The 24,167-nt window shown below is 60.0% G+C and carries 22 protein-coding genes and 1 pseudogene; 10 read left to right on the forward strand and 13 right to left on the reverse strand.

Translation table 11 applies throughout. The features are described from left to right. Positions 1-2 precede the first annotated feature (2 nt). The 6 genes from KGA85_RS08575 (at position 3) to KGA85_RS08600 (ending at position 7,899) form a co-directional block, all read left to right on the forward strand. Positions 3-1,451, forward strand: a complete 1,449-nt coding sequence (locus KGA85_RS08575; RefSeq protein WP_223459768.1) for an alginate O-acetyltransferase — start codon at positions 3-5, stop codon at positions 1,449-1,451. Between the two features lie 8 nt (positions 1,452-1,459). Next, positions 1,460-2,584 (forward strand): mannuronate-specific alginate lyase, encoded by a 1,125-nt coding sequence (locus KGA85_RS08580; protein ID WP_223459770.1) that lies wholly within the window; start codon positions 1,460-1,462, stop codon positions 2,582-2,584. 229 nt (positions 2,585-2,813) lie between these two features. Continuing rightward, on the forward strand, positions 2,814-4,379 hold the full coding sequence (locus KGA85_RS08585) for an MBOAT family O-acyltransferase (protein WP_223459772.1): 1,566 nt from the start codon (positions 2,814-2,816) through the stop codon (positions 4,377-4,379). 11 nt (positions 4,380-4,390) lie between these two features. After that, the gene (locus KGA85_RS08590; protein WP_223459773.1) at positions 4,391-5,566 is read left to right on the forward strand and encodes an alginate O-acetyltransferase; all 1,176 of its coding nucleotides are present in this window, start codon (positions 4,391-4,393) and stop codon (positions 5,564-5,566) included. Between the two features lie 14 nt (positions 5,567-5,580). Further along, the gene (locus KGA85_RS08595) at positions 5,581-6,237 is read left to right on the forward strand and encodes an alginate O-acetyltransferase AlgF (protein WP_223459775.1); all 657 of its coding nucleotides are present in this window, start codon (positions 5,581-5,583) and stop codon (positions 6,235-6,237) included. Between the two features lie 210 nt (positions 6,238-6,447). Continuing rightward, positions 6,448-7,899, forward strand: coding sequence for a mannose-1-phosphate guanylyltransferase/mannose-6-phosphate isomerase (locus tag KGA85_RS08600; protein WP_151213845.1), 1,452 nt, complete (start codon positions 6,448-6,450; stop codon positions 7,897-7,899). Positions 7,900-7,987: 88 nt separating this feature from the next. On the opposite strand, the gene KGA85_RS08605 is transcribed toward KGA85_RS08600, so the two are convergent. Then, positions 7,988-10,585 (reverse strand): RHS repeat domain-containing protein, encoded by a 2,598-nt coding sequence (locus tag KGA85_RS08605; protein WP_223459777.1) that lies wholly within the window; start codon positions 10,583-10,585, stop codon positions 7,988-7,990. 251 nt (positions 10,586-10,836) lie between these two features. Between KGA85_RS08605 and KGA85_RS08610 the strand changes: the two genes are divergently transcribed. The 3 genes from KGA85_RS08610 (at position 10,837) to KGA85_RS08620 (ending at position 12,707) form a co-directional block, all read left to right on the forward strand. Continuing rightward, positions 10,837-11,301: a hypothetical protein gene (locus KGA85_RS08610; protein ID WP_046041945.1), complete on the forward strand. Its 465-nt coding sequence runs from the start codon at positions 10,837-10,839 to the stop codon at positions 11,299-11,301. Between the two features lie 33 nt (positions 11,302-11,334). Beyond that, positions 11,335-12,159 (forward strand): SDR family oxidoreductase, encoded by an 825-nt coding sequence (locus tag KGA85_RS08615; protein ID WP_223459779.1) that lies wholly within the window; start codon positions 11,335-11,337, stop codon positions 12,157-12,159. 149 nt (positions 12,160-12,308) lie between these two features. Next, on the forward strand, positions 12,309-12,707 hold the full coding sequence (locus KGA85_RS08620) for a DUF4440 domain-containing protein (RefSeq protein WP_223459781.1): 399 nt from the start codon (positions 12,309-12,311) through the stop codon (positions 12,705-12,707). Positions 12,708-12,767: 60 nt separating this feature from the next. Here the strand turns inward: KGA85_RS08620 and KGA85_RS08625 are convergent, their stop codons facing one another. The 4 genes from KGA85_RS08625 to KGA85_RS08640 all read right to left on the reverse strand — a co-directional run bounded on the left by KGA85_RS08625 (position 12,768) and on the right by KGA85_RS08640 (position 17,693). After that, positions 12,768-13,631, reverse strand: a complete 864-nt coding sequence (locus tag KGA85_RS08625) for an HlyD family secretion protein (protein WP_223543056.1) — start codon at positions 13,629-13,631, stop codon at positions 12,768-12,770. Positions 13,632-13,655: 24 nt separating this feature from the next. Beyond that, a complete protein-coding gene (locus KGA85_RS08630; protein ID WP_007896379.1) occupies positions 13,656-13,856 on the reverse strand; it encodes a DUF1656 domain-containing protein in 201 nt (66 codons plus the stop codon). Next, positions 13,846-16,038, reverse strand: a complete 2,193-nt coding sequence (locus tag KGA85_RS08635) for an FUSC family protein (RefSeq protein WP_223459783.1) — start codon at positions 16,036-16,038, stop codon at positions 13,846-13,848. The genes KGA85_RS08630 and KGA85_RS08635 overlap by 11 nt, the downstream gene beginning before the upstream one ends. Positions 16,039-16,193: 155 nt before the next feature. Then, positions 16,194-17,693: an efflux transporter outer membrane subunit gene (locus KGA85_RS08640; protein WP_223459785.1), complete on the reverse strand. Its 1,500-nt coding sequence runs from the start codon at positions 17,691-17,693 to the stop codon at positions 16,194-16,196. A gap of 192 nt (positions 17,694-17,885) precedes the next feature. On the opposite strand from KGA85_RS08640, the gene KGA85_RS08645 reads away from it, so the two are divergent. Continuing rightward, positions 17,886-18,854, forward strand: a complete 969-nt coding sequence (locus tag KGA85_RS08645) for a LysR family transcriptional regulator (RefSeq protein WP_223459786.1) — start codon at positions 17,886-17,888, stop codon at positions 18,852-18,854. Between the two features lie 141 nt (positions 18,855-18,995). On the opposite strand, the pseudogene KGA85_RS08650 reads toward KGA85_RS08645, so the two are convergent. The 8 genes and pseudogenes from KGA85_RS08650 to KGA85_RS08680 all read right to left on the reverse strand — a co-directional run. Continuing rightward, positions 18,996-19,117 (reverse strand): annotated as a pseudogene (locus tag KGA85_RS08650) (RidA family protein); the annotation flags it as partial. A 14-nt stretch (positions 19,118-19,131) separates the two neighbouring features. After that, the gene (locus tag KGA85_RS08655; RefSeq protein ID WP_223459817.1) at positions 19,132-19,320 is read right to left on the reverse strand and encodes a hypothetical protein; all 189 of its coding nucleotides are present in this window, start codon (positions 19,318-19,320) and stop codon (positions 19,132-19,134) included. Beyond that, complete coding sequence (locus KGA85_RS08660) at positions 19,317-20,090, reverse strand: hypothetical protein (RefSeq protein ID WP_223533819.1); 774 nt, start codon at positions 20,088-20,090, stop codon at positions 19,317-19,319. The genes KGA85_RS08655 and KGA85_RS08660 overlap by 4 nt, the downstream gene beginning before the upstream one ends. A 29-nt stretch (positions 20,091-20,119) precedes the next feature. Then, the gene (locus tag KGA85_RS31140) at positions 20,120-20,242 is read right to left on the reverse strand and encodes a hypothetical protein (protein ID WP_263288994.1); all 123 of its coding nucleotides are present in this window, start codon (positions 20,240-20,242) and stop codon (positions 20,120-20,122) included. Positions 20,243-20,305: 63 nt separating this feature from the next. Next, the gene (locus KGA85_RS08665; protein ID WP_223459790.1) at positions 20,306-21,079 is read right to left on the reverse strand and encodes a hypothetical protein; all 774 of its coding nucleotides are present in this window, start codon (positions 21,077-21,079) and stop codon (positions 20,306-20,308) included. A gap of 29 nt (positions 21,080-21,108) precedes the next feature. Then, entirely contained in the window at positions 21,109-21,297 is a 189-nt protein-coding gene (locus tag KGA85_RS08670) for a hypothetical protein (protein WP_223459792.1), read from the reverse strand. Beyond that, positions 21,294-22,067: a hypothetical protein gene (locus tag KGA85_RS08675; protein ID WP_223459794.1), complete on the reverse strand. Its 774-nt coding sequence runs from the start codon at positions 22,065-22,067 to the stop codon at positions 21,294-21,296. The genes KGA85_RS08670 and KGA85_RS08675 overlap by 4 nt, the downstream gene beginning before the upstream one ends. 29 nt (positions 22,068-22,096) lie before the next feature. After that, entirely contained in the window at positions 22,097-24,133 is a 2,037-nt protein-coding gene (locus tag KGA85_RS08680) for a lipase family protein (RefSeq protein WP_223459796.1), read from the reverse strand. Positions 24,134-24,167: the final 34 nt, after the last annotated feature.

Here is a 24,167-nt window from a genome sequence, read left to right on the forward strand (position 1 = left end):
TTATGCACCCACACTTGATCAAATTACTCAGCCTGTCGGCCCTGACCGCCGGCATTCTCGCGGCCAGCGGCGGTGTTCGCGCCGACGAAATCAAAGCGCCGAGCTTCACCGCAGAACCGTGCTGCAGCCTGTGTCCGGCTGCTCACGATCCGAAGAACTACACCACCCGTTATCAGCAGAACTTCACCACGCTGGTGCAGGCCCAGGGTGACTGGCTGTTCCGTACGCAAGAAGACTTGCGCACCGAATTCGACACCACGCCCGCCGGCTACAAACGCATGAAACAACTGCACGATGCTTTCAAGAGCAAAGGCGTGGAACTGGTTGTCGTGTACCAGCCGACCCGTGGCCTGGTGAACCGCAACAAGCTCAACCCGGCGGAGAAAGCCAGCTTCGACTTCGACAAGGCGCTGAGGAACTACCAGTCCATGCTCGGTCGTTTCGCGCAGATGGGCTACGTGGTCCCAGACCTGTCGCCACTGACCAACGAGTCATTGCCCGACACCCTGCCAGCCCACGATTTCTACTTCCGTGGCGACCAGCACTGGACCCCGTACGGTGCCCAGCGCACGGCGAAAATCGTCGCCGAAAAAGTCAAGCAGCTGCCTGAATTCGCCGACATTCCCAAGCGCGAATTCGAGACCAAAAAGTCGGGTCGCATGGGCAAGACCGGAACCTTGCACAACATGGCCGGTCAACTCTGTGGCACCAGCTACGCGATCCAGTACATGGATCAGTTCACCACCGAGCCGAAGGGCGAAGCGGGCGATGGCGATTTGTTCGGCGACTCCGGCAACCCGCAAATCACCCTCGTGGGTACCTCCCACAGCGGCAAGAACTACAACTTCGCCGGTTTCCTCGAAGAGGCAATCGGCGCCGACATTCTCAACGTGGCGTTCCCCGGCGGCGGCCTGGAAGGTTCGATGCTGCAGTACCTGGGCAGCGACGAGTTCCAGAAGAACCCGCCGAAGATTCTCATCTGGGAATTCTCGCCGCTGTACCGCCTCGACCAGGAAACCATCTACCGCCAGATGATGGCGCTGCTGGACAACGGTTGCGAAGGCAAGGATGCACAGATGTCCGGCAGCGCCACGCTCAAGCCGGGCAAAAACGAGTTGATGGTCAACAGCAAGAACATGGACCTGCGCAACGGTAGTCATCAGGTCGACATCCGCTTCGCCGACACCTCGGTGAAAACCCTGCAAGCCACCCTCTGGTACATGAACGGTCGCCACGAGGATATCAAGATCGACAAACCGGAAACCTCCGAGACTGACGGGCGTTTCGCTTTCGAGTTGCGCACGGACGAAGACTGGGCCTCGCAGAACCTGCTGGCCGTTGAAGTCCAGGGCCCCGAAGCCGGTGCCGCGCCACAGAAAGTCGAAGCGAAAATCTGCAAACGCAACGTATTCCCGGGCGCCGAACAGCGTACTGCTTCGGTCGGGCAATGAGGTCTGCTATGCGCTATCCGAAATTTTCAACTCTGTTGGCACCGACGCTCTTGAGCCTGGCGATGTTCGCCGGGGCCACGCAAGCGGCGGCGCCACTGCGTCCACCCCAGGGCTATTTTGCGCCTGTGGATAAATTCAAGACGGGCGACAAGAGCGAAGGCTGCGATGCAATGCCGACGCCGTACACCGGCTCGTTGCAATTTCGCAGCAAGTACGAAGGTTCGGACAAGGCCCGCGCGACCCTGAACGTGCAGTCGGAAAAAGCCTTCCGCGAAAGCACCGCCGACATCACCAAGATCGAGCGCGGCACCAGCAAGCGCGTGATGCAGTTCATGCGTGACGGCCGCCCGGAACAACTGGAATGCACGTTGAGCTGGCTGACGGCCTGGGCCCAGGCTGACGCGCTGATGTCCAAGGACTTCAACCACACCGGCAAATCGATGCGCAAATGGGCGCTGGGCAGCATGGCTTCGGCGTATATCCGCCTGAAGTTTTCCGACTCCCACCCGCTGGCCACCCATCAACAGCAAGCGCAGTTGATCGAAGCCTGGTTCAGCAAGATGGCCGACCAGGTGGTCAGCGACTGGGACAACCTGCCGCTCGACCAGACCAACAACCACTCGTACTGGGCGGCGTGGTCGGTGATGGCCACTTCCGTCGCCACCAACCGCCGCGACCTGTTCGACTGGGCGGTGAAGGAATACAAGGTCGGCGCCAATCAGGTCGACGCCGACGGCTACCTGCCCAACGAACTCAAGCGTCAGCAACGGGCCCTGGCCTACCACAACTACGCCCTGCCGCCGCTGGCGATGATCGCCAGTTTCGCCCAGGTCAACGGTGTGGATCTGCGTCAGGAAAACAATGGCGCACTGAAGCGCCTGGGTGACCGGGTGCTGTCCGGGGTGAAAGACCCGGATGAGTTCGAGGAAAAGAACGGCAAGGAACAGGACATGACCGACCTGAAAGAGGACATGAAATTCGCCTGGCTCGAACCGTTCTGCTCGCTCTACACCTGCTCGCCCGAGGTGCTGGCGAAGAAGCACAAGATGCAACCGTTCAAGACCTTCCGCCTCGGCGGTGACCTGACCAAGGTCTACGACCCGGCCAATGAAAAGGGCAGCAAGGGTTCTTAAGGCTGGCTGTATTCCTTGTGGCGAGGGAGCTTGCTCCCGCTCGGCTGCGAAGCAGTCGTAACCCAGTGAACGCGGATTGACTGATACACCGCGTCATCAGGTTTTAGGGGAGCAAGCTCCCTCGCCACAGGTAAGTGCGCAGCATGCAATACATCCTCCGGATTTTTTGTGGGGGGTTTGGGGGGGGCCGTTGGCCCTTGACTGTTGGTTCAAACAAGGAGAGATCGGGATGGTTTTTTCGTCCAACGTGTTCCTGTTTTTGTTCTTGCCGATCTTTCTCGGCTTGTACTACCTGAGCGGGCAACGCTATCGCAATTTGCTGCTGCTGATTGCCAGCTACGTGTTCTACGCCTGGTGGCGTGTGGACTTCCTCGCGCTGTTCGCCGGTGTCACGCTGTGGAACTACTGGATCGGCCTGAAAGTCGGTGCCGCCGGGGTCAGGACCAAACCGGCGCAGCACTGGCTGCTGCTCGGCGTGGCCGTCGACCTGTGCATCCTCGGCTACTTCAAGTACGCCAACTTCGGCGTCGACAGCATCAACGCAATGATGACGTCGGTGGGCCTGGAGCCCTTCATCCTGACCCACGTACTGCTGCCGATCGGGATCTCGTTCTACGTCTTCGAGTCCATCAGCTACATCATCGACGTCTACCGTGGTGACACCCCGGCGACCCGCAACCTGATCGACTTCGCGGCGTTCGTGGCGATCTTCCCGCACTTGATCGCCGGCCCCGTGTTGCGTTTCCGCGACCTGGCCGACCAGTTCAACAACCGCACCCACACCCTCGACAAGTTCTCCGAGGGCTGCACGCGGTTCATGCAGGGTTTCATCAAGAAAGTCTTCATCGCCGACACCCTGGCGGTGGTGGCCGACCACTGCTTCGCCTTGCAAAACCCGACCACGGGCGATGCCTGGCTCGGCGCGCTGGCGTACACCGCGCAGCTGTATTTCGACTTCTCCGGTTACAGCGACATGGCCATCGGCCTGGGCCTGATGATGGGTTTCCGTTTCATGGAAAACTTCAAGCAGCCGTATGTCAGCCAGTCGATCACCGAGTTCTGGCGGCGCTGGCACATCAGCCTGTCGACCTGGCTGCGTGACTATCTGTACATCACCCTCGGCGGTAACCGTAAGGGCACGCTGATGACCTATCGCAACCTGTTCCTGACCATGCTGCTGGGTGGTCTGTGGCACGGCGCGAACATCACCTACATCGTCTGGGGTGCGTGGCACGGCATGTGGCTGGCGATTGAAAAAGCCATTGGCCTGAACACCTCGCCGCGCAGCTTCAACCCGATCCGCTGGGCACTGACCTTCCTGCTGGTGGTGATGGGCTGGGTGATCTTCCGCGCGGAAAACCTGCACGTCGCCGGTCGCATGTACGGCGCGATGTTCAGCTTCGGCGACTGGTCGCTGTCGGAACTCAACCAGGCCAGCCTCACCGGTCTGCAAGTGGCAACCCTGATCGTGGCTTACGTGACCCTGGCGTTCTTCGGCCTGCGGGATTTCTACACCAATCAGCCTCCGGTCAAGACCAAGCCTGCAGTGAACGTCGATTCTGATGGCCCGGCCGCTGCGACGCCGGGAACGATCAAGGCCGTGCCTGGGGATAACCCGGCGAGCATCCATCAGCCTGGCTACACCGTCGGCGTCGAAGCCCAGGTACAACCGGCCTACTGGACCGCTGACTGGTCGCGCTACGTGATGCGTGCACTGGTGCTGCTGCTGTTCATCGCCTCGATTCTCAAACTCTCGGCGCAAAGCTTCTCGCCGTTCCTTTACTTCCAGTTCTGAGGGATCTGACCATGACCCGCTCATTACGCATCTTCTACATCGCGCTGTTCCTGGTGACCCTGCTGGTGCTCGGTCTGTGGTCGGTGCGCAGCTTCTTCGGCTTCAGCACCAACGCCGATGCGACGGTGCTCAACGGTCGCTGGACCAAGGCCGTGGAAACGCACTACGACGACGAGTTCCCGATCAAGCGCCTGGGCACCAACCTCTGGGCCGCGCTGGATTTCAAACTGTTCAACGAAGGTCGTCCGGGCGTGGTGCTCGGTCGCGACCAGTGGTTGTATAGCGATGAAGAATTCCACCCGGTGGTCAACGAAGAGCTGAACCTGCAAGGCAACTACGCGCTGGTCGAAGGCGTGCGCCAGACCTTGAAGGAAAAAGGCGTGCAACTGGTGATGGCAGTGGTGCCGGCCAAGGTACGCCTGTACCCGGAACACCTCGGTGAAGTGAAACCGGCGAGCATTCACGCCAACCTCTACAAGGACTTCCACCAGCGCCTGGCTGCCGACCGGATTCCGGCCCCTGACCTGCTCGGCCCGCTGCAACAGGCCAAGCAGGATGGCCAGCAAGTGTTCCTGCGCACCGACACCCACTGGACCCCGCAAGGCGCCGAGATCGCCGCCAATCGTCTGGCCAGGACCATTGCCGACAACTACCCGCTGAGCGGCGAGCCGCAGCGTTTCGTCACTGAACCTGCGGAGACCATTACGCACAAGGGCGACCTGCGTCTGTTCCTGCCACTGGACCCGCTGTTCGAAAACCTGATGCCTAAACAGGAGCAATTGCAAAAGCGCAATACGGTCGCGGCTGAAGACCAGCCCGCCGGCGACGACGCGCTGTTCGCCAACACCGAAGTGCCGGTGGCCCTGATCGGCACCAGCTACAGCGCCAACCCCAACTGGAACTTCGTCGGTGCGCTCAAGCAAGCGCTGAACAGCGACGTGGTCAATTACGCCGAAGACGGCCACGGCCCGATTCTGCCGATGCTCAGCTACCTCAAGAGCGATGCCTTCAAGAACAGCCCGCCACAGGTGCTGATCTGGGAGTTCCCTGAACGATATCTGCCTGTGAACAACGAAATCGGCGACGCCGACCCGCAGTGGGTCGCAGAGCTTAAACAAGCCGGCGCCCGCCAACAAAACGTAGCCATCAACAACAAATCCGAGACGCCCGACCGGGCGCAAAACTGAAAGAGAGGTACACCATGACTTTCACTACAACTCCTCGTCGTCTCGCTAAAAGCTTTGCCCTGGTTGCCGGCCTCAGCGTGCTGTCGGTACAGGCTTTCGCCGGTGGCGACGCCGCCCTGTACGGCCCGACCGCACCGAAAGGCTCGACCTTCGTGCGTATCTACAACGCGAGCAACTCCGAAGTCAGCGCCACCGTCGGCAGCACCAACCTGAGCGACGTCGCGCCACTGTCGAGCAGTGACTTCAGCTTCATGCCGGGCGGCGACTACAGCGCCAAGGTCGGTAGCCAGAGCCTGCCGGTGAAACTGGCCGGCGACCACTATTACACCCTGGTCAACAACGCCAGCGGCGCACCGCAACTGATCGAAGAGCCGCCGTTCAAGAACAAGCAGAAGTCCCTGGTACGCGTGCAAAACCTCAGCGACAAGGCGCTGACCCTGAAGACCGCCGATGGCAAGACCGACGTGGTTCCGAACGTTGCGCCCAAAGGTCGCGGCGAGCGTGAAATCAACCCGGTGAAAGTCAGCCTGGCGCTCTATGACGGCACCACCAAAGTCGGCGATGTGAAACCGGTCGCCCTGGAACGCGGTGAAGCCGCGGTGCTGTACGTCACCGGCAGCGGCAGCAGCCTGTCGCCGGTCTGGGTGAAACGCCCGGTGTCGACGCGCTAAAGAATTTTTGAACTGACACACCTCCCTGTGGGAGCGGGCTTGCCCGCGATAGCGGTCTTACATTCAGCTCTGATGTTGACTGATACACCGCCATCGCAGGCAAGCCAGCTCCCACAGGATCCAGAGTGACCGTTCAGACACGAAACAAAAACAAGAGTGAAACGACAGAACGCAGTAGCTCTAACCAATCGATATTCAAGGAGTAACAACATGATTCCGGTGATCTTGTCAGGTGGTAGTGGCTCACGTCTTTGGCCGCTTTCCCGCAAACAATTCCCTAAGCAGTTCCTGGCCCTGACCGGCGAACACACCCTCTTCCAGCAAACCCTGGAACGCCTGGTGTTCGAAGGCATGGACTCGCCAATCGTGGTCTGCAATAAGGACCACCGCTTCATCGTCAACGAGCAATTGGCGGCGCGCAAACTGGAAACCCAACGCATCCTGATGGAACCGTTCGGCCGCAACACCGCGCCGGCCGTGGCCCTGACCGCGATGATGCTGGTCAGTGAAGGTCGCGACGAGCTGATGCTGGTACTGCCGGCCGACCACGTGCTGGAAGACCAGAAAGCCCTGCAGCGCGCCCTGGCCCTGGCCACCGTCGCCGCCGAAAACGGTGAAATGGTGCTGTTCGGCGTACCGGCCACCAAGCCGGAAACCGGTTATGGCTACATCAAGTCGACCAACGACTCGCTGCTGCCTGAAGGCGTCAGCCGTGTCTCGCACTTCGTCGAAAAACCCGACGTGAAGCGCGCCACCGAGTTCGTCCAGTCCGGCGGTTACTTCTGGAACAGCGGCATGTTCCTGTTCCGCGCCAGCCGCTTCCTCGAAGAGCTGAAGAAGCACGATCCGGACATCTACGACACCTGCCTGCTGACCCTGGAACGCAGCCATCAGGATGCCGACACCATCACCTTCGACGAAGCCACCTTCGCCTGCTGCCCGGACAATTCCATCGACTACTCGGTGATGGAAAAAACCCAACGCGCCTGCGTCGTGCCGCTGACCGCTGGCTGGAGCGATGTCGGCTGCTGGTCGTCGCTGTGGGAAGTCAATAAAAAGGACGCCAACGGCAACGTCACCAAAGGCGACGTGGTGATCCAGGACAGCAAAAACTGCATGATCCACGGCAACGGCAAACTGGTGTCGGTGATCGGCCTGGAAAACATCGTCGTGGTCGAAACCAAGGACGCCATGATGATCGCCCACAAGGACAAGGTCCAAGGCGTGAAGCAGATGGTCAACACCCTCAACGAACAGGGCCGCAGCGAAACCCAGAACCACTGCGAGGTCTACCGTCCGTGGGGCTCCTACGACTCGGTGGACATGGGCGGGCGCTTCCAGGTCAAGCACATCTCGGTCAAACCGGGCGCTTGCCTGTCGCTGCAGATGCACCACCACCGTGCCGAGCACTGGATCGTGGTCAGCGGCACCGCTGAAGTGACTTGTGACGAGAACGTGTTCCTGCTGACCGAGAACCAGTCGACCTATATTCCGATCGCTTCGGTTCACCGTTTGCGCAACCCGGGGAAAATTCCGTTGGAAATCATCGAGGTGCAGTCGGGGAGCTATCTGGGTGAGGACGATATCGAGCGGTTTGAGGATATCTACGGGCGCTCGACGCCGGTTGAGCGTGGGGTTGCGGTGAAGACTATCGCGCAGTAAGCGACTGGTAAAAATTGCCCCCATTCAGCCCACTGCGTCCCTATCCGCAGTGGGTTGGTTGGGGGCTTTTCTGTTAAGCCACTCCAATCTAAATTGCTGGAACTTTTATAACTTTCGATACCGGCTTCCTAGTTATAGATTTCAGCGAAGAGTGAACAATAATTTTATAACTACCAACCGGCTTAACCGCTACGACAAAATCCAAGTCTTTGCCATTCAACTCTGTTGTTACCGACGTCGCAATAAGACCAAAATCCTCAATCACCCTTTGTGTAGTCTTGCCATTGGGTGTCTGAAAAAAGGCTTCCAACAACTCAGAACTACCACTTTCAAGCCCTTGCGTTTTGTCCAGGGTTATCTGATTTTTTACCTTTGATCTTCGAACAACACTGGGAAGCTCACCGTAATTATTATTCCTCTGCGCTGCCACTTCATACTGATGCCTAAAAATATCATTCGCAAAAACCGGGCCAGAATCTGGAAACTTATAATTTTGCTTAAACTCCCACTCATATCTATTAATCATGTTGAAATATTTGCTAACCCTAGTTTTGTCAGCATCTTTTAATTTCGGCTCAGTCATTACAATCGTCTTCAACACAACTTTGTGTGTAAACATCTTTGCGACAAGGTCAGCCCTACCATCCGAACGTTCATCAACTGAAGACAACCGTTCTCTTAGATCGTTAACAACGTAAGAAATAAACTCACGACCCTGCGTATTTTCTCGATCTTGGTTGGCGGCCCCCGTCGTGACCTGGCCGTCCATCCCGTCTCCAAATACAGGGGCCAGTCCCTGTTCATCCCTAAATACGACTGGCTGATTTCCGACCATATTGAACAAGTTCACTCCGTCAACATCCCCCGCTGGATCCGGATTCAACCACCGCTGCCGCCCCGCCACGTAATACCTGAACCCGTAGTAGTACAACCCAGTCGCATCCCGCTCCTTCCCCGAATAACGCACCGTCCTGTAACTCGCCTCCACCTCCCCGCGTCCGGCGAACCACGCGGTGGTGCCATACGGGTGATAACGCTCCTGGCTGATCACTTCGCCGTCGTCGTCGAGTTCCAGAGTGCAGGAGCCCAGATGATCATTCAGGTGGTAGCGGTATTGATCATTGCCCATGTCCTTCGGCGACGCCGATTCCCAATGCAGCACCCGCACACTGCTGCGTCCGGCCTGCACGCTGATCACCTGCAGCATTTCGCCCGTGCCGCTGTCATTGCGCAGTTCCAGGTTCGGCAGATAACGGGTTTCGACGATCAGTGTCCGTGCATTGGTGTGGGCCTCACGGACTTTGCGCAGGCGTATGCCGTCGGCGCCGTAGACATAACGTTCGCGATCATCGAGACCCGAATCACGCACCACCGGCCGCACTTCGCCCAACTGGTTGCGCAGGTCCCAGGCCAAGGCCTGCCCCGGTTGCAGGTTGAGCAGGTTGCCGTTGCCATCGAAGCCTTGGCGGAAGTCCTCTTCGTCCGGTTCCACACCTTCCAGCACCGGCAGGCAACGGTTGCTGTGCGCCGCTGCCACCAGCCGATGGCCATGACTTTGCGGACCTTCGTGGGTCAGTTCCAGCAGATTACTGCCAGCATCGTAGCGATAGGTCTGGCGGTAATTGGCACGGGGTGCGGGGTCATCGACAGTCGAAAACTCTGGCCCCTTATTGGCGCCGCCCGCTTCCCAGCCGGTGGCCTCAATCAGTTGCGACAGGCTGTCGTAGGCGTAGCGATTGACCGGTTCGATGCGCTGGTTGGCGAAGTAGCGAATCGGCTGCGCGCCATCCTCAATGTGCAGCACATTGCCCAACGGATCGTAGGCGTAGCGCAGGTCTTGCAGGGCTTCGTTGCCGCGTTGCGCCTGGAGGCGAGTCAGGCGCCCGTTCTGCGCGTCGTATTCCAGCGTGGTGATCACGCCATTGCCGGCGACCTCCCTTTCGGTCTGGCCGTGGGCGTTGTAAGTGATGGCGCTGACCAGCGTTTTCGGAGTTGATGCGCCGTTGAGTTGCAGGCGAACCTCAAGTAATTGGCCATCGAGGGTCTGACTGAATAACTGGCGGTGACCCTTAGCATCGGTTTGATGGGAGACCTCGCCCAATGCGTTGAAGTGCGAACGGGTGATAGCGCCCTCCCCCGGTTCCAGCAGCAATTCGCGATCCATTATCGGTTCGGGCCAATCAGGCAGCGACAACGCTTGCAGAAAATGCCGCGTCTGCTCCAGCACCGCGCCGTGCAAGCCGAACTCGGTAAACCGCTGCGTGCCCGCCGGGTCATCATGGCGAATCAGTTGACCGCATTGGTTGTGCTCGGCAGAAGTCGGATCGCTCGCGCCATAACTCAAGCACTCCGTGCAAACCGCTTCGCCGTCCATCGCCTGTTCGAACACCGATTCCAGGCGCAGCTGCGGGTCGTACCGCAGCCAGCGCTGCGAGCCCCGGCCATCCCAGTGGTGGAGCGGTTGCCCCGCCTCGCCCGACAGCGCCACACGCCACCCGGCATCGACGCTGTTCGTACTCAACACCGCACCGGACAGGGCATAAATCGTTTGCAGATTGGCCGGTGCCGAAGCGTCCAGAAACAGTCGCGGGTCCCACTGCGCAATCGCACGCCCTGCCCCATCATGGGCTGTGCGGTTAACCCGTGCCTGAGGAGGCACGCCGTCGATGTAACGCCAGTAACCCACGACACGGACTGGCAACCCCCGAGGGTCACTTGCAGTCAGGCTCGGGGTGTGGCGGTGGATTGAAAGGGTTGTTGGCACGGTAGCCGCTCCGGAATCACTCCCCCCATCTAAGCCTGTCGATCAAGTGCCCGGCTACTGTCAGAAATTACAGGGCCGACAGACGGCCTTCTGTACCATCGGCACGCCCCGCCCATCGCCAACCCCACCCGCGCTTAGGTAGGATGACCCTCTCTATTCCAGAGATTTACGTCATGTTCATCGGCGTCCTGCTGGTCATCACCTGGCTGATCCTGTTGCTGCGCTATCCAGCCAAGGCCTTGCCCGTATCCCTGGCGGCTGCCGTGGGGCTGGGCATCGTCGCCACTTGGGTCATCTGGATGGACCACCGCGAACTCAAGCAACTGCAACGCCTGGAGTTGCGCATCAGTTACGCACCGCAGCAATGTCCCGCTGACCGCCCATTGCAATTGACCCTGAACAACGGCAATGACGTGCCGCTGACTGAGCTGCGCTGGCGGGTCGCGGCTTATGCGCCGGGCGATACTGTGAACCTGGCCGACAATCAATACACCGCCCCGCGTTATCGTGGCCCTGGTGAATTGCAGGCCGGTGGCAACTGGGAAGACTGTTTGCCGCTGCCGCCACTGCGCCCTGGCTACCGTCCGGAAACCCTGGAGTTTCGCGCCGAGCGATTGCAGGGTAGTTTTTCCGACTGATCCCTCCCCCATTTTTTACACAAGGAATGCGCCATGCCCGTTGCGTTGATTACCGGTTGTTCCAGTGGCATTGGCCGCGCCCTTGCCGATGCGTTCAAGGTTGCTGGCTATGAAGTCTGGGCCAGTGCGCGCAAGGCCGAAGATGTCGCAGCGCTCACCGCCGCGGGTTTCACCGCCGTGCAACTGGATGTCAACGACGCCGCGGCGCTCGAAGCCTTGAGCGAACGAATCAACCAACAAACCGGTGGCCTCGATGTGCTGATCAACAACGCAGGCTATGGCGCCATGGGGCCACTGCTCGATGGTGGTGTGCCGGCCTTGCAACGCCAGTTCGAAACCAACGTGTTCGCCATCGTTGGCGTCACTCGCGCGATGTTTCCCGTGCTGCGCCGGACCAAAGGATTGGTCGTGAATATCGGCAGCGTTTCGGGTGTGTTGGTCACACCATTCGCCGGTGCCTACTGTGCCTCGAAAGCCGCCGTGCATGCCTTGAGCGATGCCTTGCGCATGGAACTGGCGCCGTTCGGCGTGCGGGTCATGGAAGCCCAGCCGGGGGCCATCGCTTCCAGTTTCGCCAGGAATGCCGGGCACGAGGCCGAGCAACTGATCAGTGAGCAATCGCCATGGTTTCCGTTGCGCGAAGGCATACGCGCCCGGGCCAGGGCTTCCCAGGACAGGCCGACCCCGGCCAATGAATTCGCCGCCGGTTTGCTCAAGGCTGTGCAGCAGGACAAGCCACCGCGACTGATTCGTCTCGGCAATGGCAGCCGTGCGTTGCCGCTGCTGACCAGTTTGTTGCCCAAGGGTTTGCTTGAGTACGGGCTGATGAAGCGGTTCGGGTTGCGTGGGCAGCTCTGAGACCGCGTCGCTGCCTTCGCGAGCAAGCCCGCTCCCACACTGGATCTTTAGTGAACTCAAAGTTTGCACACGAAGAAGATCAAATGTGGGAGCGGGCTTGCTCGCGAAGAGGCCCGCACAGTCCCTACAAAATTTCAGGTAATAGCATAATGACCGACTACACCGAATACTTCGAAGAAGTGATCCAGGCCCACGTGGCCATCGAACAATGGCTGGCCGAAGAACGCGACGCGTCCGAACTCGAAAAACTGCTGACACGGTTTTCGCCGCAGTTCTCCATGGTCTCGCCGCTCGGCCGGGTGCTGGATTTTGACGCGCTGAACGAATTGTTCACGTTGGCGGGTGGCAAGAAGCTCGGGTTCCGGATCGAGCTCAGTGAGTTACGTGGCATTGCGCTGTACGACGGTGGCGCGACCGTGAGTTACCGTGAGCAACAGACCGATGCCACCGGGCTGCACTCGGATCGGCGCTCGACGGTTGTGTTCGAAAAGCGGGCGGATAGCCGGGTGATCTGGCAGCATCTGCATGAGACGTTTTGCAAGGAGTGAACGCCCGACGCCTGTCTGACGGACCGCGTTGTACCCTTCGCGAGCAACTCGGTCTACCTGTTATGCACCATCACCTTGCTTCACCACCACCGTACAAGTAATCCCCGCCGCCAACAGCACACCTTCCGGCACCTCATCGATGTGAATCCGCACCGGCACTCGCTGCGCCAGGCGTACCCAGTTGAAGGTCGGGTTGACGTCGGCGATCAGTTCGCGGCTCTCCGGGTTGTCGCGGTCATAAATGCCACGGGAGATGCTTTCCACGTGGCCCTTGAGCACTTCGCCGCTCATCAGTTGCATATCGGCTTTATCACCGACGCGAACATGGGGCAGCTTGGTTTCTTCGAAGAAGCCGTAGACCCAGAACGAGTTCATGTCGACCACGGCCATTTTCGCCTCGCCGATGCGCGCGTAGTCGCCGCGATGCACATTGAGGTTGGTGACGTAGCCATCCACCGCCGCACGGACTTCAGTGCGCTTGAGGTTGAGTTCGGCGGCTTCCAGTTGCGCCTGGGCCTGCTGGTAATCGGCCAGGGCCGAGTCGGCGAGGTTACTGGCGTCGTCACGGTTTTCCCGGGAGATCACCAGGTTGTCCATATCGGCGCGACGATGGGCGTTGACCTTGCGCATCTCCCAGTTTGCCTTGCGCGATGCCACCAGGCTTTGCGCCTGTTTCACCGCCAGGCGGTAGTGCTCGGGGTCGATCTGCATCAGCAAATCGCCCTTCTTCACCAGTTGGTTGTCGCGCACCGGCACGTCCACCACTTCGCCGGTGACGTCGGCGGCGACGTTGATGATGTCGGCGCGCACGCGGCCGTCACGGGTCCATGGCGTGTTCATGTAGTGCTCCCACAAGGAGCGGCCGATCCACAGCGCCAGGGCCAGCACCAGCAAGGTCGCGAGCAGGCTGAAAAACTTTTTCATCGGGGCATTCTCAGTGATAGAGAGTCAACGGTAGACAGTCAGCGCCAAAGCGCCGAACAGACAGGTAAACAGGCTCAGGCGCAGCAACGCCGGATGCCAGAAAAAACGGTACAGGTCGAACCCGGACAGGAACCGGTCCAGTGCCCAGGCCAGCGCCGCCGCGATGAAAAACATCAGGGTCATGGTCGGCATGTACACGCCGTGGAAGGCGATTTCACGAGGCATGTGCAAGTCCTTTGGGCTGGCTGTTGGCGAAGGCGGCGAGCGGTGATTGCGGATCGAGCAGCGAGGTGCGGATGAAGTGCAGGTAGCTCTTCACCCGGCGCAACGCCGAGGTATCGAAGTGTGGGGCGAAGGGTTCGTCGGTGGACTGCACACGGCTGATCGCGTGATCGACGGCGATCAGCGCGCGTTCGAGGTTGCTGCTGTTCGGTTGCAGGAACAGCCGCACCAGTGCACGCCCCATCACCCGGATCGCCTGGCGCCATGGCTGGGATTCGGCATAGGCCGGATGCACTGGCAGAATCGCCTGCTCCTTGCGCAATTCGATGATCGCGTGACCGACTTCCAGCACCACGAACATCCAGCGCAGCAAGTTCCGCTGCACTTGCGGTTGGCCCGCCGCGAAGCCGTAGGCCTGATGCACCAGATCGCGGGTCCGGCTTTCGAAACTCGACGCCAGGCCCTTGAGCTTGCCGCTGATGGCGTACACCACCTGACCACGCAGGTCCTGCTCCAGGCGACGCCACAGCCAGCGGCTGTTGGGCGGCAGAATGATCGCCCCGGCCGCTGCGCACACCAGCATGCCCAGCACCATGGCGATGTAGTCGTTGATGAAGGTGTAGGGGTTGTAGACCGTGAGGTTGTCCGGCACCGAACCGGTGCTGAAGAAGATCAGCAAGCCCAGGCCGACGCCCACGTATTGCGGCCGCGAGGTCAGGAACGAGCCGAGTACGATCACCGGTGCGAGCATCACGCACAGCAACGGAAATCCGTCGATCCACGGGAAAATGAAAAACATCTCGACGAAGCCGATCAGCGCCCCGAGCAATGTCCCGCACGCCATCTGAAAAGCCATGCGCTTGGGGTTCGGGGTGGCGGCGGACAGGCCCACGGTCGCGGCGGCAATCAGGGTCATGGTCGCGCCGCTCGGCCAGGCGGTTGCCACCCAGTAGCTGCCCAAAACCACCAGGATGAACGCTGCGCGTATCCCCGATGCTGCCGCTGCCATCCAGTTGGTTTGCGGAGTGAACGGCTCGTCCCAGCGCTCCCGTTCGTGACTGTGATCGGCCAGGGAAGCGTGGGTCTGTGCATAACTGTGCAGGTCGTCGACGAAGCGATAGAGCAGCTCGTAGGCGGTGTGGAAATCCAGTTGCTCGGCATCGCTCGGATTGTGCTGCTGGAATGTCGCCCGCAGACAACGCACCCGCGCCGGCAACCCTTCCTTGTAGGCGCTCAGCACCGTGACCAGGCGTGCCGCATCGGCACTGGTCAGGGCACGACCGCTGAAGCCGTCGAGCAACTCGGCGAGGTCCTGCAATCCCGGCTTGATCGCCGCCACCGCCTGGTCCGCCGCGCTGCTGCGCAAGCGTTCGAGCAACTGGTGCAAGGCGTTGAATCGCGTGGTGATGCCCATGAACTCGCTGTTCAGGCGACTGAGGCGGCCATTGCGCCGACGCATGTGCGGATCTTCAAACACAGTGACACTGCGCAAGCCTTCCAGGCCCACGGCTTCGGCGATGAAACGCACGTTGCCGGCCTCGAACGCCTCGCGCTGACTGCGGCCGCGCAAGCCGTCGGTGACGAACAAGGCGAACACGCCAAAGCGCTGATACAAGGCATTGCGCATCGCCGCGCTAGCCGATTGCGGCAGGATGGCGGCACTGATCAGGGTCGAACAGAGAATGCCCAACGAGATTTCCAGCACCCGCCAGACCGCCGCCATGAACGCGCCATCGGGATGGGCCAGCGCGGGCAAGCCGACCATCGCTGCGGTGTATCCGGCGAGTACGAAACCGTAGGCGCGGAAGTTGCGGCAGCGGGCGGCGCCGGCGGTGCAGATACCGACCCAGATCGCCAACGAACCGAGGAACAGCTCAGTGTTCTGCGCAAACAGCGCGATCAGCGCGACCATCACCGCCGACCCGGCCAGGGTGCCGAGAAAACGATAGAAACTCTTGGCGAACACCTGGCCGCTTTGCGGCTGCATGACGATGAACACGGTGATCATCGCCGTGCGCGGTTGCGGCAGCTCCAGGCGCATGGCCAGCCACAGCGTCAGGAATGCCGCGAACAGCACCTTGAAGATGTAGACCCAGGTCACGCCGTCGCTGCGTGCCCAGTCGAAGAAACCCCGACGCCATTCCAGGGAGTACAGCCAGCGCAAGGGTGCGGGCAAGGGAGTCATCAAATCCTGCTCAGTGAAAAATCAGCCAAAACTCGGAACCTGTGGGAGCGGGCTTGCTCGCGAAGAGGGAGTGTCAGGCAACAAAAGTGTCGTCAGACACACCGCCTTCGCGAGCAAGTCGGATCGCCGCACCGCCGCTCCCACAGGTTTTGTGTTCAACGCAAAAGGCTCGGAGTTTTCGGCGCCTGGGTCTGTTCGGCGTTCGGCACGTCATTACCGGCGCCGAGACCACCGCCAAGCGCCGTCACCAATTCGGCATGGGCACTCAAGCGCGCCGCCTGAACCTGCTGCTGCACCTGCTGCTGCTTGAACAACAAGGTCTGGGCATTGAGCACGTTGAGGTAATCGGTCAGGCCACGCTGGTAGGCGATCATCGCGATGTCGTAGGTCTTCTGCGCCGTGGCCACCGACTCGGCGGCGAAAGCCTGCTGCTTGTCCATGGACTCGCGACGGATCAACTGGTCGGAGATATTTTTCAGGGCATTGACCAGGGTCTGGTTGTACTTGGCCACGGCGATGTCATAACCCGCCGAGGCTTCACCCAACTCCGAGCGCAAGCGTCCGCCATCAAAAATCGGCAACGAAATTGCCGGCCCCACGCTGTAGTTGAGTTTCTTGCCGGTCAAGAACTCCAGGGCCCCGCCGCCGGTGGCCATGTAGCCAAGGCTGCCGACCAGATCGACGTTCGGATAGAAACCGGCATGGGCGACATCGATACCCCGTGCCTGCGCCGCCACTTGCCAGCGACTGGCGACCACGTCCGGGCGTTGACCGAGCAATTGCGCTGGCAGCGACGACGGCAGTTTCAGTGGGGCCCCCAGCGACAGCGTTGGCCGCTGCAACTGCGCGCCCTCCCCCGGGCCCTTGCCGGCGAGGGCGGCGAGTTGGTTGCGGCTCAAGGCGATTTCTTCGTCGAGGGCGTCGATCTGGCGATGGGTTTCCGGCAGCGGCGTCTCGGCCTGGCTGACTTCGAAATGGGTGCCGATGCCCCCGCTCAGGCGTTTTTGCGCCAGCTCGAGAATCTGATGTTGCTGCTTCAAGGTCGACTCGACGATGTCCCGCTGGGCGTAATGCAACGACAACTCGATGTAGACCCGTACGATGTTGTCCTGCAATTCGAGCTGGGCCTGACGCGCTTCGGCGACGCTCATGTGCGCCATGTCCACGGCGCGCTCGGTGGCATTGCTTTCGCGGCCCCAGAGGTCGAGGGCATAGCTGAAACCCAGCGCCGCGTTATTGTCCCAGGTGGTGCTGTTGGCCAGCTCGCCGGGGCCATAGAACTGGTCGGTAGGCCAGTTGTGACGCTTGAGGGTGGCATCGCCATTTATCTGCAACGACTCGGCCGCTTCGGCCACGCCGGCCATGGATCGGGCCTGACGCACCCGGGCGGCGGCCATGGCCAGGGTCGGGCTGCCTTGCAGGGCGAGGTCGATCCAGCGATTCAGTTGCGGGTCGCCATAGGCTTGCCACCATTGCGCGGTGGGCCAGTGCGCATCTTGCGCGGCGCTCTGGATCGCTTCGTCGGTGGCCAGTGAATTGGCCTCCAGCGCCTTGCCCTGCGGGGCAATACCTCCGGTTCCGATGCAGCCGCTGATTGCCAGGGTTAAAGCCAAAACACTGAGCGGCTGAAGCGCTCTGCTGATGCGACGCGGCACTGCTGCGATTTCCTGAAATAGGGGGGAGGTACAAGTCCGGGCAATTCTATGGGGCGGCCGGAAGGGCGATAAGCTGGGATTCCTGTGAATCTTTGTTACCGTTAACGAGATAATCCGTAGGTAGATCTTTAGTCGCCTGTAAATAAACAGAAACTTCGTGTCACAATTTGTCATTCGACGAGAGAGCACCCCATGGACACTTTGCAAAACATGCGCGCCTTCAGTTACGTGGCCGAAGCCGGCAGCTTCACCGCTGCCGCCGTGCAACTGGACACCACCACGGCCAACGTCTCGCGCGCGGTCTCCAACCTGGAAGCCCACCTGCAAACCCGCCTGCTCAACCGAACGACCCGCCGCATCGCCCTGACCGAAGCCGGCAAGCGCTACCTGTTGCGCTGCGAACAGATCCTGGCCTACGTCGAAGAAGCCGAAGCCGAGGCCAGCGACGCCCACGCGCGCCCGGCCGGGCAACTGAAAGTGCACACCATGACCGGCATCGGCCAGCACTTCGTGATCGACGCCATCGCCCGCTACCGCAAGACCCACCCGGACGTGACCTTCGACCTGACCATGGCCAACCGCGTGCCGGACCTGCTCGACGAAGGCTACGACGTGTCCATCGTCCTCGCCCGCGAACTGCCGGACTCGGGTTTCGTCTCCCAGCGCCTGGGCATCACCTACAGCATCGTTTGCGCCTCGCCGGCCTACGTCAAAACCAACGGCTGCGCACAAAAACCCAGCGACCTGCTCAACCACGCCTGCCTGCGCCTGGTCAGCCCGGTGATTCCGCTGGAGAAATGGGCCTTCGACGGCCCTGATGGCCAGGAAATGGTCACCATCAACAGCTCACCGTTCCTGGTGAACTCCGCCGACGCGATGAAATCCGCGATCATCAGCGGCATGGGCGTTGGCGTCCTGCCGCTGTACGCCGCGATAGAAGGCCTGCGCAACGGCACGCTGGTGCGCGTGATGCCCAACTACCGCTCGCAGGAACTAAACCTGTATGCGATCTACCCGTCGCGCCAGTACCTGGATGCGAAGATCAAGACCTGGGTCGAGTATTTGCGTGGATCGTTGCCGGAATTGCTGGCGGCGCATCAGGCGGAACTGGCGGCGTATGAACTGAGCGGGAGTCTGGGTGGGGTTCGCGTGGCGAATTGATGATCTCTCGGCTTATGGATGGACTCTTTGTGGGAGCGAGCCTGCTCGCGATGGCGTCAGCACATCCAACATCTATGTAAGCGGGTAAACCGCCTTCGCGGGCAGGCCCGCTCCCACAGAGTTGTGTGTGTGCCGGGAGACTTAGGCCTTGGCCGCCATCGCCGTCACTTCCACACGCATGCCTTCCACCACCAGGGACGCTACGCTACCGCAGCACGGTCGGCCATGTCGGTGGGGTAGATGGTCAGGTGCAGGCTTCCGTCGGCGCGGGGCGGGCTCAGCAGTGGGTTCTTTCGTAGCAGGCGCTCGGGTCGGCCACGGCGTCGAAGCGTTGCAACGCTTCGGCGCCGCCATCGGCCTGGTGCGTCACCCTCAAGGTTTCGCCGAGACGACTCTGCAAATCGAGGAACACCCGGTTGCGTGCCAGTTCGAAGGGGGTGTGCTGGGCAGGAAAAACGAGGCTCACTGTTTGCTCTCCGCTGCCTGGCGGATAGTTTGCAATTTGCGGAAATTAGGCCCCCAGCGACCATCCGGTTCGACACTGCCATCGGGATAAGTGATGACCGTGTGGTTACCTTCTTTCTTTACCTTTGGCCCGGCCGAATAAACTACAAAGTCAGGATGCAAGACGGGCTCGAAATACACCTGCCGGGCTTGCAGGGCCTGATACTTAAGATAAATATGACCTTCACTAGTTAAGTTAACCGTTTTTTTATACGGACCTAAAAACTCCTCATCGACCCAAGGGTAATAGTCCTTCTTGATCGTCAAATCCCCTTCGACCTTGATGTCCGCGCCACCGCGTGGCGAGTTGTTGTGATCGAAGATCACCACCACCCCGCCCCCCGCACCATAGGTAACGTTCTCGCCGAAGCGAGCCGGATCGTCATAGGTCACACCAAAAGTCACGTTGCTCAATCGCCATTGACAGACACCGCCACCATCGATCGGTAGCTTGGCTACATAGAGGTCGCCTTGCCCCTCGCGCACGAGTTGCAGATCGGTACGTTGATAGCCATCGCGTTGATAGGCCTCGCCGAAAGCCGAGTGGTCGGTAAAAGTGCACAGGGTCGAGCGATACATCACCTGCATCGGCCTCGCTACCAGTTCCTTCGGCACTTTCACCGTCACGGTGATCGACTCGCTATCCGGTGGTGGCGCCATGCTCTGATCCTTGGCGCAACTGCTGAGGCTGACGCACAGGGTGAGTATCGCAATAGGCATTTTCTTGATCATGGTCAGATCCTTGACGACGTTGGCCGGGCTCAACAGTGAGCTCTTTCGTAGCAGGCTTCCGGGTCGGCCACGGCGCCGAAGCGTTGCAACGCCTCGGCACCGCCATCGGCCTGTTGCGTCACCCGCAAGGTGTCGCCGAGACGACTCTGCAAATCGAGGAACACCCGGTTGCGTGCCAGTTCGAAGGGGGTGTACTTGGCAGGAAAAAACGAAGCTCACTGTTTGCTCTCCGCTGCCTGGCGGATCACTTGCAATTTGCGAAAATCTGGCTTGGAGCGGCCATCCGTCACGACGCTGCCATCGGGATAGGTGAAGCTGGTGTGATTGCCTTTCTTCTTCACCTTTGGCTGCACAGAGGTGACCAGGAAGCCGGAATGCAGGACGGGTTCGAAATACACCTGCCGAGCTTGCAGAGCCTGATACTTTAAGTAGATATGGCCCTCACCCGCCAAGCTGATCTGTTTTCTATAGCCTCCAAGAAAGGCTTCACTCAACCACGGGTAATAGTCCTTCCTGATCGTCAAATCCCCTTCGACCTTGATGTCCGCGCCACCGCGCGGCGAGTTGTTGTGATCGAAGATCACCACCACACCACCGCCTGCCCCGTAAGTCACGTTTTCGCCAAAGTTAGTGGGATAACCATAAGCGACGCCAAAGGTCACGTTGCTCAATCGCCACTGGCAGGCACCGCCACCATCGATCGGCAGCTTGGCCACATAGAGGTCACTTTGTCCCTCGCGCACGAGTTGCAGATCGGTACGTTGATACCCATCGCGTTGATAGGCTTCGCCGAAGGCCGAGTGGTCGGTAAAGGTGCACAGGGTCGAGCGGTACATCACCTGTAGGGTTTCCGCGAGCAGTTCCTTCGGCACTTTCACCGTCACGGTGATCGATTCGCTGTCCGGCGGCGGCGCCAGGCTCTGGTCCTTGGCGCAACCGCTGAGGCTGACGCACAGAGTGAGTATCGCGATGGACATTTTCTTGATCATGGTCGGATCCTTGGCGGCGCGGGCCGGGCTCAACAGTGGGTTCTTTCGTAGCAGGCGCTCGGGTCGGCCACGGCGTCGAAGCGTTGCAACGCCTCGGTGCCGCCATCGGCCTGGTGCGTCACCCGCAAGGTGTCGCCGAGACGACTTTGCAAGTCGAGGAACACCCGGTTGCGTGCCAGTTCGAAGGGGGTGTGCAGGGCAGGAAAAACGAGGCTCACTGTTTGCTCTCCGCTGCCTGGCGGATCGCTTGCAATTTTCGGAAATCTGGTTGAGAACGACCGTCGGCCACGGTCGTACCATCTGGATAAGAGAATTTTATGAAGCTACCTATTTTATGTACCTTGGTACCCTCCGATTTGACTAGAAAGTCGGAATTCAGGACGGGTTCGAAATACACCTGCCTCGCTTGCAGAGCCTGATACTTTAAGTAGATATGGCCCTCACCCGCCAAGCTGATCTGTTTTCTATAGCCTCCAAGAAAGGCTTCACTCAACCACGGGTAATAGTCCTTCTTGATCGTCAAATCCCCTTCGACCTTGATGTCCGCGCCACCGCGTGGCGAGTTGTTGTGATCGAAGATCACCACCACACCACCGCCTGCGCCGTAAGTAACGTTTTCGCCAAAGCGAGCCGGATCGCCATAGGTCACACCAAAAGTCACGTTGCTCAATCGCCATTGGCATGCACCGCCACCATCGATCGGCAGCTTGGCCACATAACGGTCGCTTTGTCCCTCACGCACCAGTTGCAGATTGGTACGTTGATAGCCATCGCGTTGATAGGCTTCGCCGAAGGCCGAGCGGTCGGTAAAGGTGCACAGGGTCGAGCGATACATCACCTGCATCGGCCTCGCTACCAGCTCCTTCGGCACTTTCACCGTCACGGTGATCGATTCGCCATCCGGTGGCGGCACCAGGCTCTGATCCTTGGCGCAACCACTGAGGCTGATGCACAGAGTAAGTATCGCGATGGGCATTTTCTTGATCACAGTCGGATCCTTGACGGCGTTGGACGGGCTCAACAGTGGGCTCTTTCGTAGCAGGCGCTCGGGTCGGCCACGGCGTCGAAGCGTTGCAACGCCTCGGCGCCGCCATCGGCCTGTTGCGTCACCCGCAAGGTGTCGCCGAGACGGCTCTGCAAGTCGAGGAACACCCGGTTGCGTGCCAGTTCGTCTTCGACAAGATTCTCGTAATGGTCCTTGGCTTGCTGTTCGAAATTCTGTCGATCCAGTTGCCGCTTCAGCAACGGTGAGCGTTCAGGGTTGATTGACTCCAGCAATTGGCCGTAGATATACGGCTGGTAATTGCTCATGAAGTGATTGCCGATGCCCACGAACCGGCCGGCCTTGGGATTGCTGAAGGGCGGGAAAAACCTCGCCCGGCTTTCGGCGGTCAACGAGGTGGTGAGACGCTGCTGCGCCTGCTCGGCCTGCTGGTCGTCGTCGGGGCTCAGGCTCGGGACCAGGTAAAACTTGACCTTTTCCGACAGGCGATAGGCGATGGTGGTGTTGTAAGGCGCGCCGAGCCCGTCCTTGTTGCGGTAGGCGGGGTACGGCGAGCCTCGCCGAAGGGTGTGCTGTTCGGCCTTGAAAAACATGGCGATTTCGCCGTGGTGACAGAAGGGATCGCCATGGCGGAACAACTGGCTTGCCGACAACTGCAGCATCGACCAGGCAAACCCCAAGGTGGTACCGAGGGGGCCATAGAGTTTATACAGATGATTGTCCAGCTCGGCTTCGGGCGGCACGCTGGGGATCGGGTCGATGTCGTTGACGTGACGGAAATGCACGATCTCGCTGAGACCCTGTACCGCCTTGAGGGTGAAGGTGCGTGGCATGCCGTAGGTGTATAGCAGTGGATTTCGCTCTTTCAGCGATGCGGCATGGACCAGACCGAGGGCGCCGCCCAGGCTGTGGCCGCAAATAAACAACCTCTTACCTTCGATAGCTTCAGGAATCGTCTTGCCAAACTCCTCGGCATAACTCCTACAGGCCAAATCGAACGCATCGCGAAAGCCCAAATGCACACTACCTTCTGATGTCAGATCGGCACAGGGCACCTTGGGCTCGCACAAGGCCTGCACTTCAGGTTTTACCGGGCGGAAAGTCGCATCAGTACCTAGATCGGACGCCCCCTCGGTACCCCGCCAAGCCACGAGCACCTGGGTGGCATTGATGGCATAAAACAGTTGGGTGTCGCCCTCTGGTGGTCGGACCTGAGTGGTGTCCAACGCTTCAGCGATGGTGTAGCGATCGCTAAAGGGAACATCGGTGACCACGCACGGCAATTTCTGACCGCTGTCCAGAATTATGGGTGTACGCGATAAGTCCAAACATTGCCGCTCGAAGAACTCCTTCACGGAACCCAATGCATTCTCGGGCCGCGTGCTGTACGCCAAAATACTCATCAGCGCCAGGTTGTATGCATTGACCAGGCTGTACTCCGCCTGGTGATGCAAGGTCAGTGACCAGGCGCGCAGCGGACAGACTTCCAGCACATGCCGACGATCGAGTTGATCGTCGCCGATGGTAAACCCGCCAAACTTTGGGTCCGGAAAATGGTAGGCCGGGGGCTGCCTGAGATCGGCCAACGGTGGATCGAAGGCAGGTAGTCGATCGCACAAGTGGCCGATGCGCAGGTAGTGATAGCCATGTCCGGCTGCGACCGCCTGCTGTTCGATAGGCGAGAAACCCGAACGCTGCGGACCATACAGCGGCGTGCGATCAGCGAAGCCGGGGCGCGCGGGTTCAGCTCGCTCGGCACGCAGGCGACGATTTTGCAGTTGTTCGGCCAAGGACTCGGCGTCTATCAACAGGGTGATGGCCAGCGGGTGCAGGCTGTCAAGGCGGATCACCCCCTCGGCATCGGTGCGGCCCGTGTACTGCGCAATGAAGTCGACACGGGTCGCCTCGTTCAGCGCGCGATAGGACAGGTTCGCCAGTGGCTCGCCCTGTTCATCGAGCAACTGGAACTCGATCCAGTGCTTGATCTGTTTGCCGCAAATCACAGCTTTGCACGAGCCCAGTGTGTCCGTACGGTGCAACCTATCGTTCATGTCAGTCCCTTTACGTGAGTGTTGATCGACCGGT

This window comes from Pseudomonas sp. GL-B-12 (assembly GCF_019955895.1).
Classification (GTDB): Bacteria; Pseudomonadota; Gammaproteobacteria; order Pseudomonadales; family Pseudomonadaceae; genus Aquipseudomonas.

What these genes read in the sequence shown, in the direction of transcription:
- KGA85_RS08575 (WP_223459768.1), top strand. Translation starts at nt 3, where the DNA reads ATGCACCCACACTTGATCAAATTACTCAGCCTGTCGGCCCTGACCGCC.
- KGA85_RS08580 (WP_223459770.1), top strand. Translation starts at nt 1,460, where the DNA reads ATGCGCTATCCGAAATTTTCAACTCTGTTGGCACCGACGCTCTTGAGC.
- KGA85_RS08585 (WP_223459772.1), top strand. Translation starts at nt 2,814, where the DNA reads ATGGTTTTTTCGTCCAACGTGTTCCTGTTTTTGTTCTTGCCGATCTTT.
- KGA85_RS08590 (WP_223459773.1), top strand. Translation starts at nt 4,391, where the DNA reads ATGACCCGCTCATTACGCATCTTCTACATCGCGCTGTTCCTGGTGACC.
- KGA85_RS08595 (WP_223459775.1), top strand. Translation starts at nt 5,581, where the DNA reads ATGACTTTCACTACAACTCCTCGTCGTCTCGCTAAAAGCTTTGCCCTG.
- KGA85_RS08600 (WP_151213845.1), top strand. Translation starts at nt 6,448, where the DNA reads ATGATTCCGGTGATCTTGTCAGGTGGTAGTGGCTCACGTCTTTGGCCG.
- KGA85_RS08610 (WP_046041945.1), top strand. Translation starts at nt 10,837, where the DNA reads ATGTTCATCGGCGTCCTGCTGGTCATCACCTGGCTGATCCTGTTGCTG.
- KGA85_RS08615 (WP_223459779.1), top strand. Translation starts at nt 11,335, where the DNA reads ATGCCCGTTGCGTTGATTACCGGTTGTTCCAGTGGCATTGGCCGCGCC.
- KGA85_RS08620 (WP_223459781.1), top strand. Translation starts at nt 12,309, where the DNA reads ATGACCGACTACACCGAATACTTCGAAGAAGTGATCCAGGCCCACGTG.
- KGA85_RS08625 (WP_223543056.1), bottom strand. Translation starts at nt 13,631, where the DNA reads ATGAAAAAGTTTTTCAGCCTGCTCGCGACCTTGCTGGTGCTGGCCCTG.
- KGA85_RS08630 (WP_007896379.1), bottom strand. Translation starts at nt 13,856, where the DNA reads ATGCCTCGTGAAATCGCCTTCCACGGCGTGTACATGCCGACCATGACC.
- KGA85_RS08635 (WP_223459783.1), bottom strand. Translation starts at nt 16,038, where the DNA reads ATGACTCCCTTGCCCGCACCCTTGCGCTGGCTGTACTCCCTGGAATGG.
- KGA85_RS08645 (WP_223459786.1), top strand. Translation starts at nt 17,886, where the DNA reads ATGGACACTTTGCAAAACATGCGCGCCTTCAGTTACGTGGCCGAAGCC.
- KGA85_RS08660 (WP_223533819.1), bottom strand. Translation starts at nt 20,090, where the DNA reads ATGATCAAGAAAATGCCTATTGCGATACTCACCCTGTGCGTCAGCCTC.
- KGA85_RS08665 (WP_223459790.1), bottom strand. Translation starts at nt 21,079, where the DNA reads ATGATCAAGAAAATGTCCATCGCGATACTCACTCTGTGCGTCAGCCTC.
- KGA85_RS08680 (WP_223459796.1), bottom strand. Translation starts at nt 24,133, where the DNA reads ATGAACGATAGGTTGCACCGTACGGACACACTGGGCTCGTGCAAAGCT.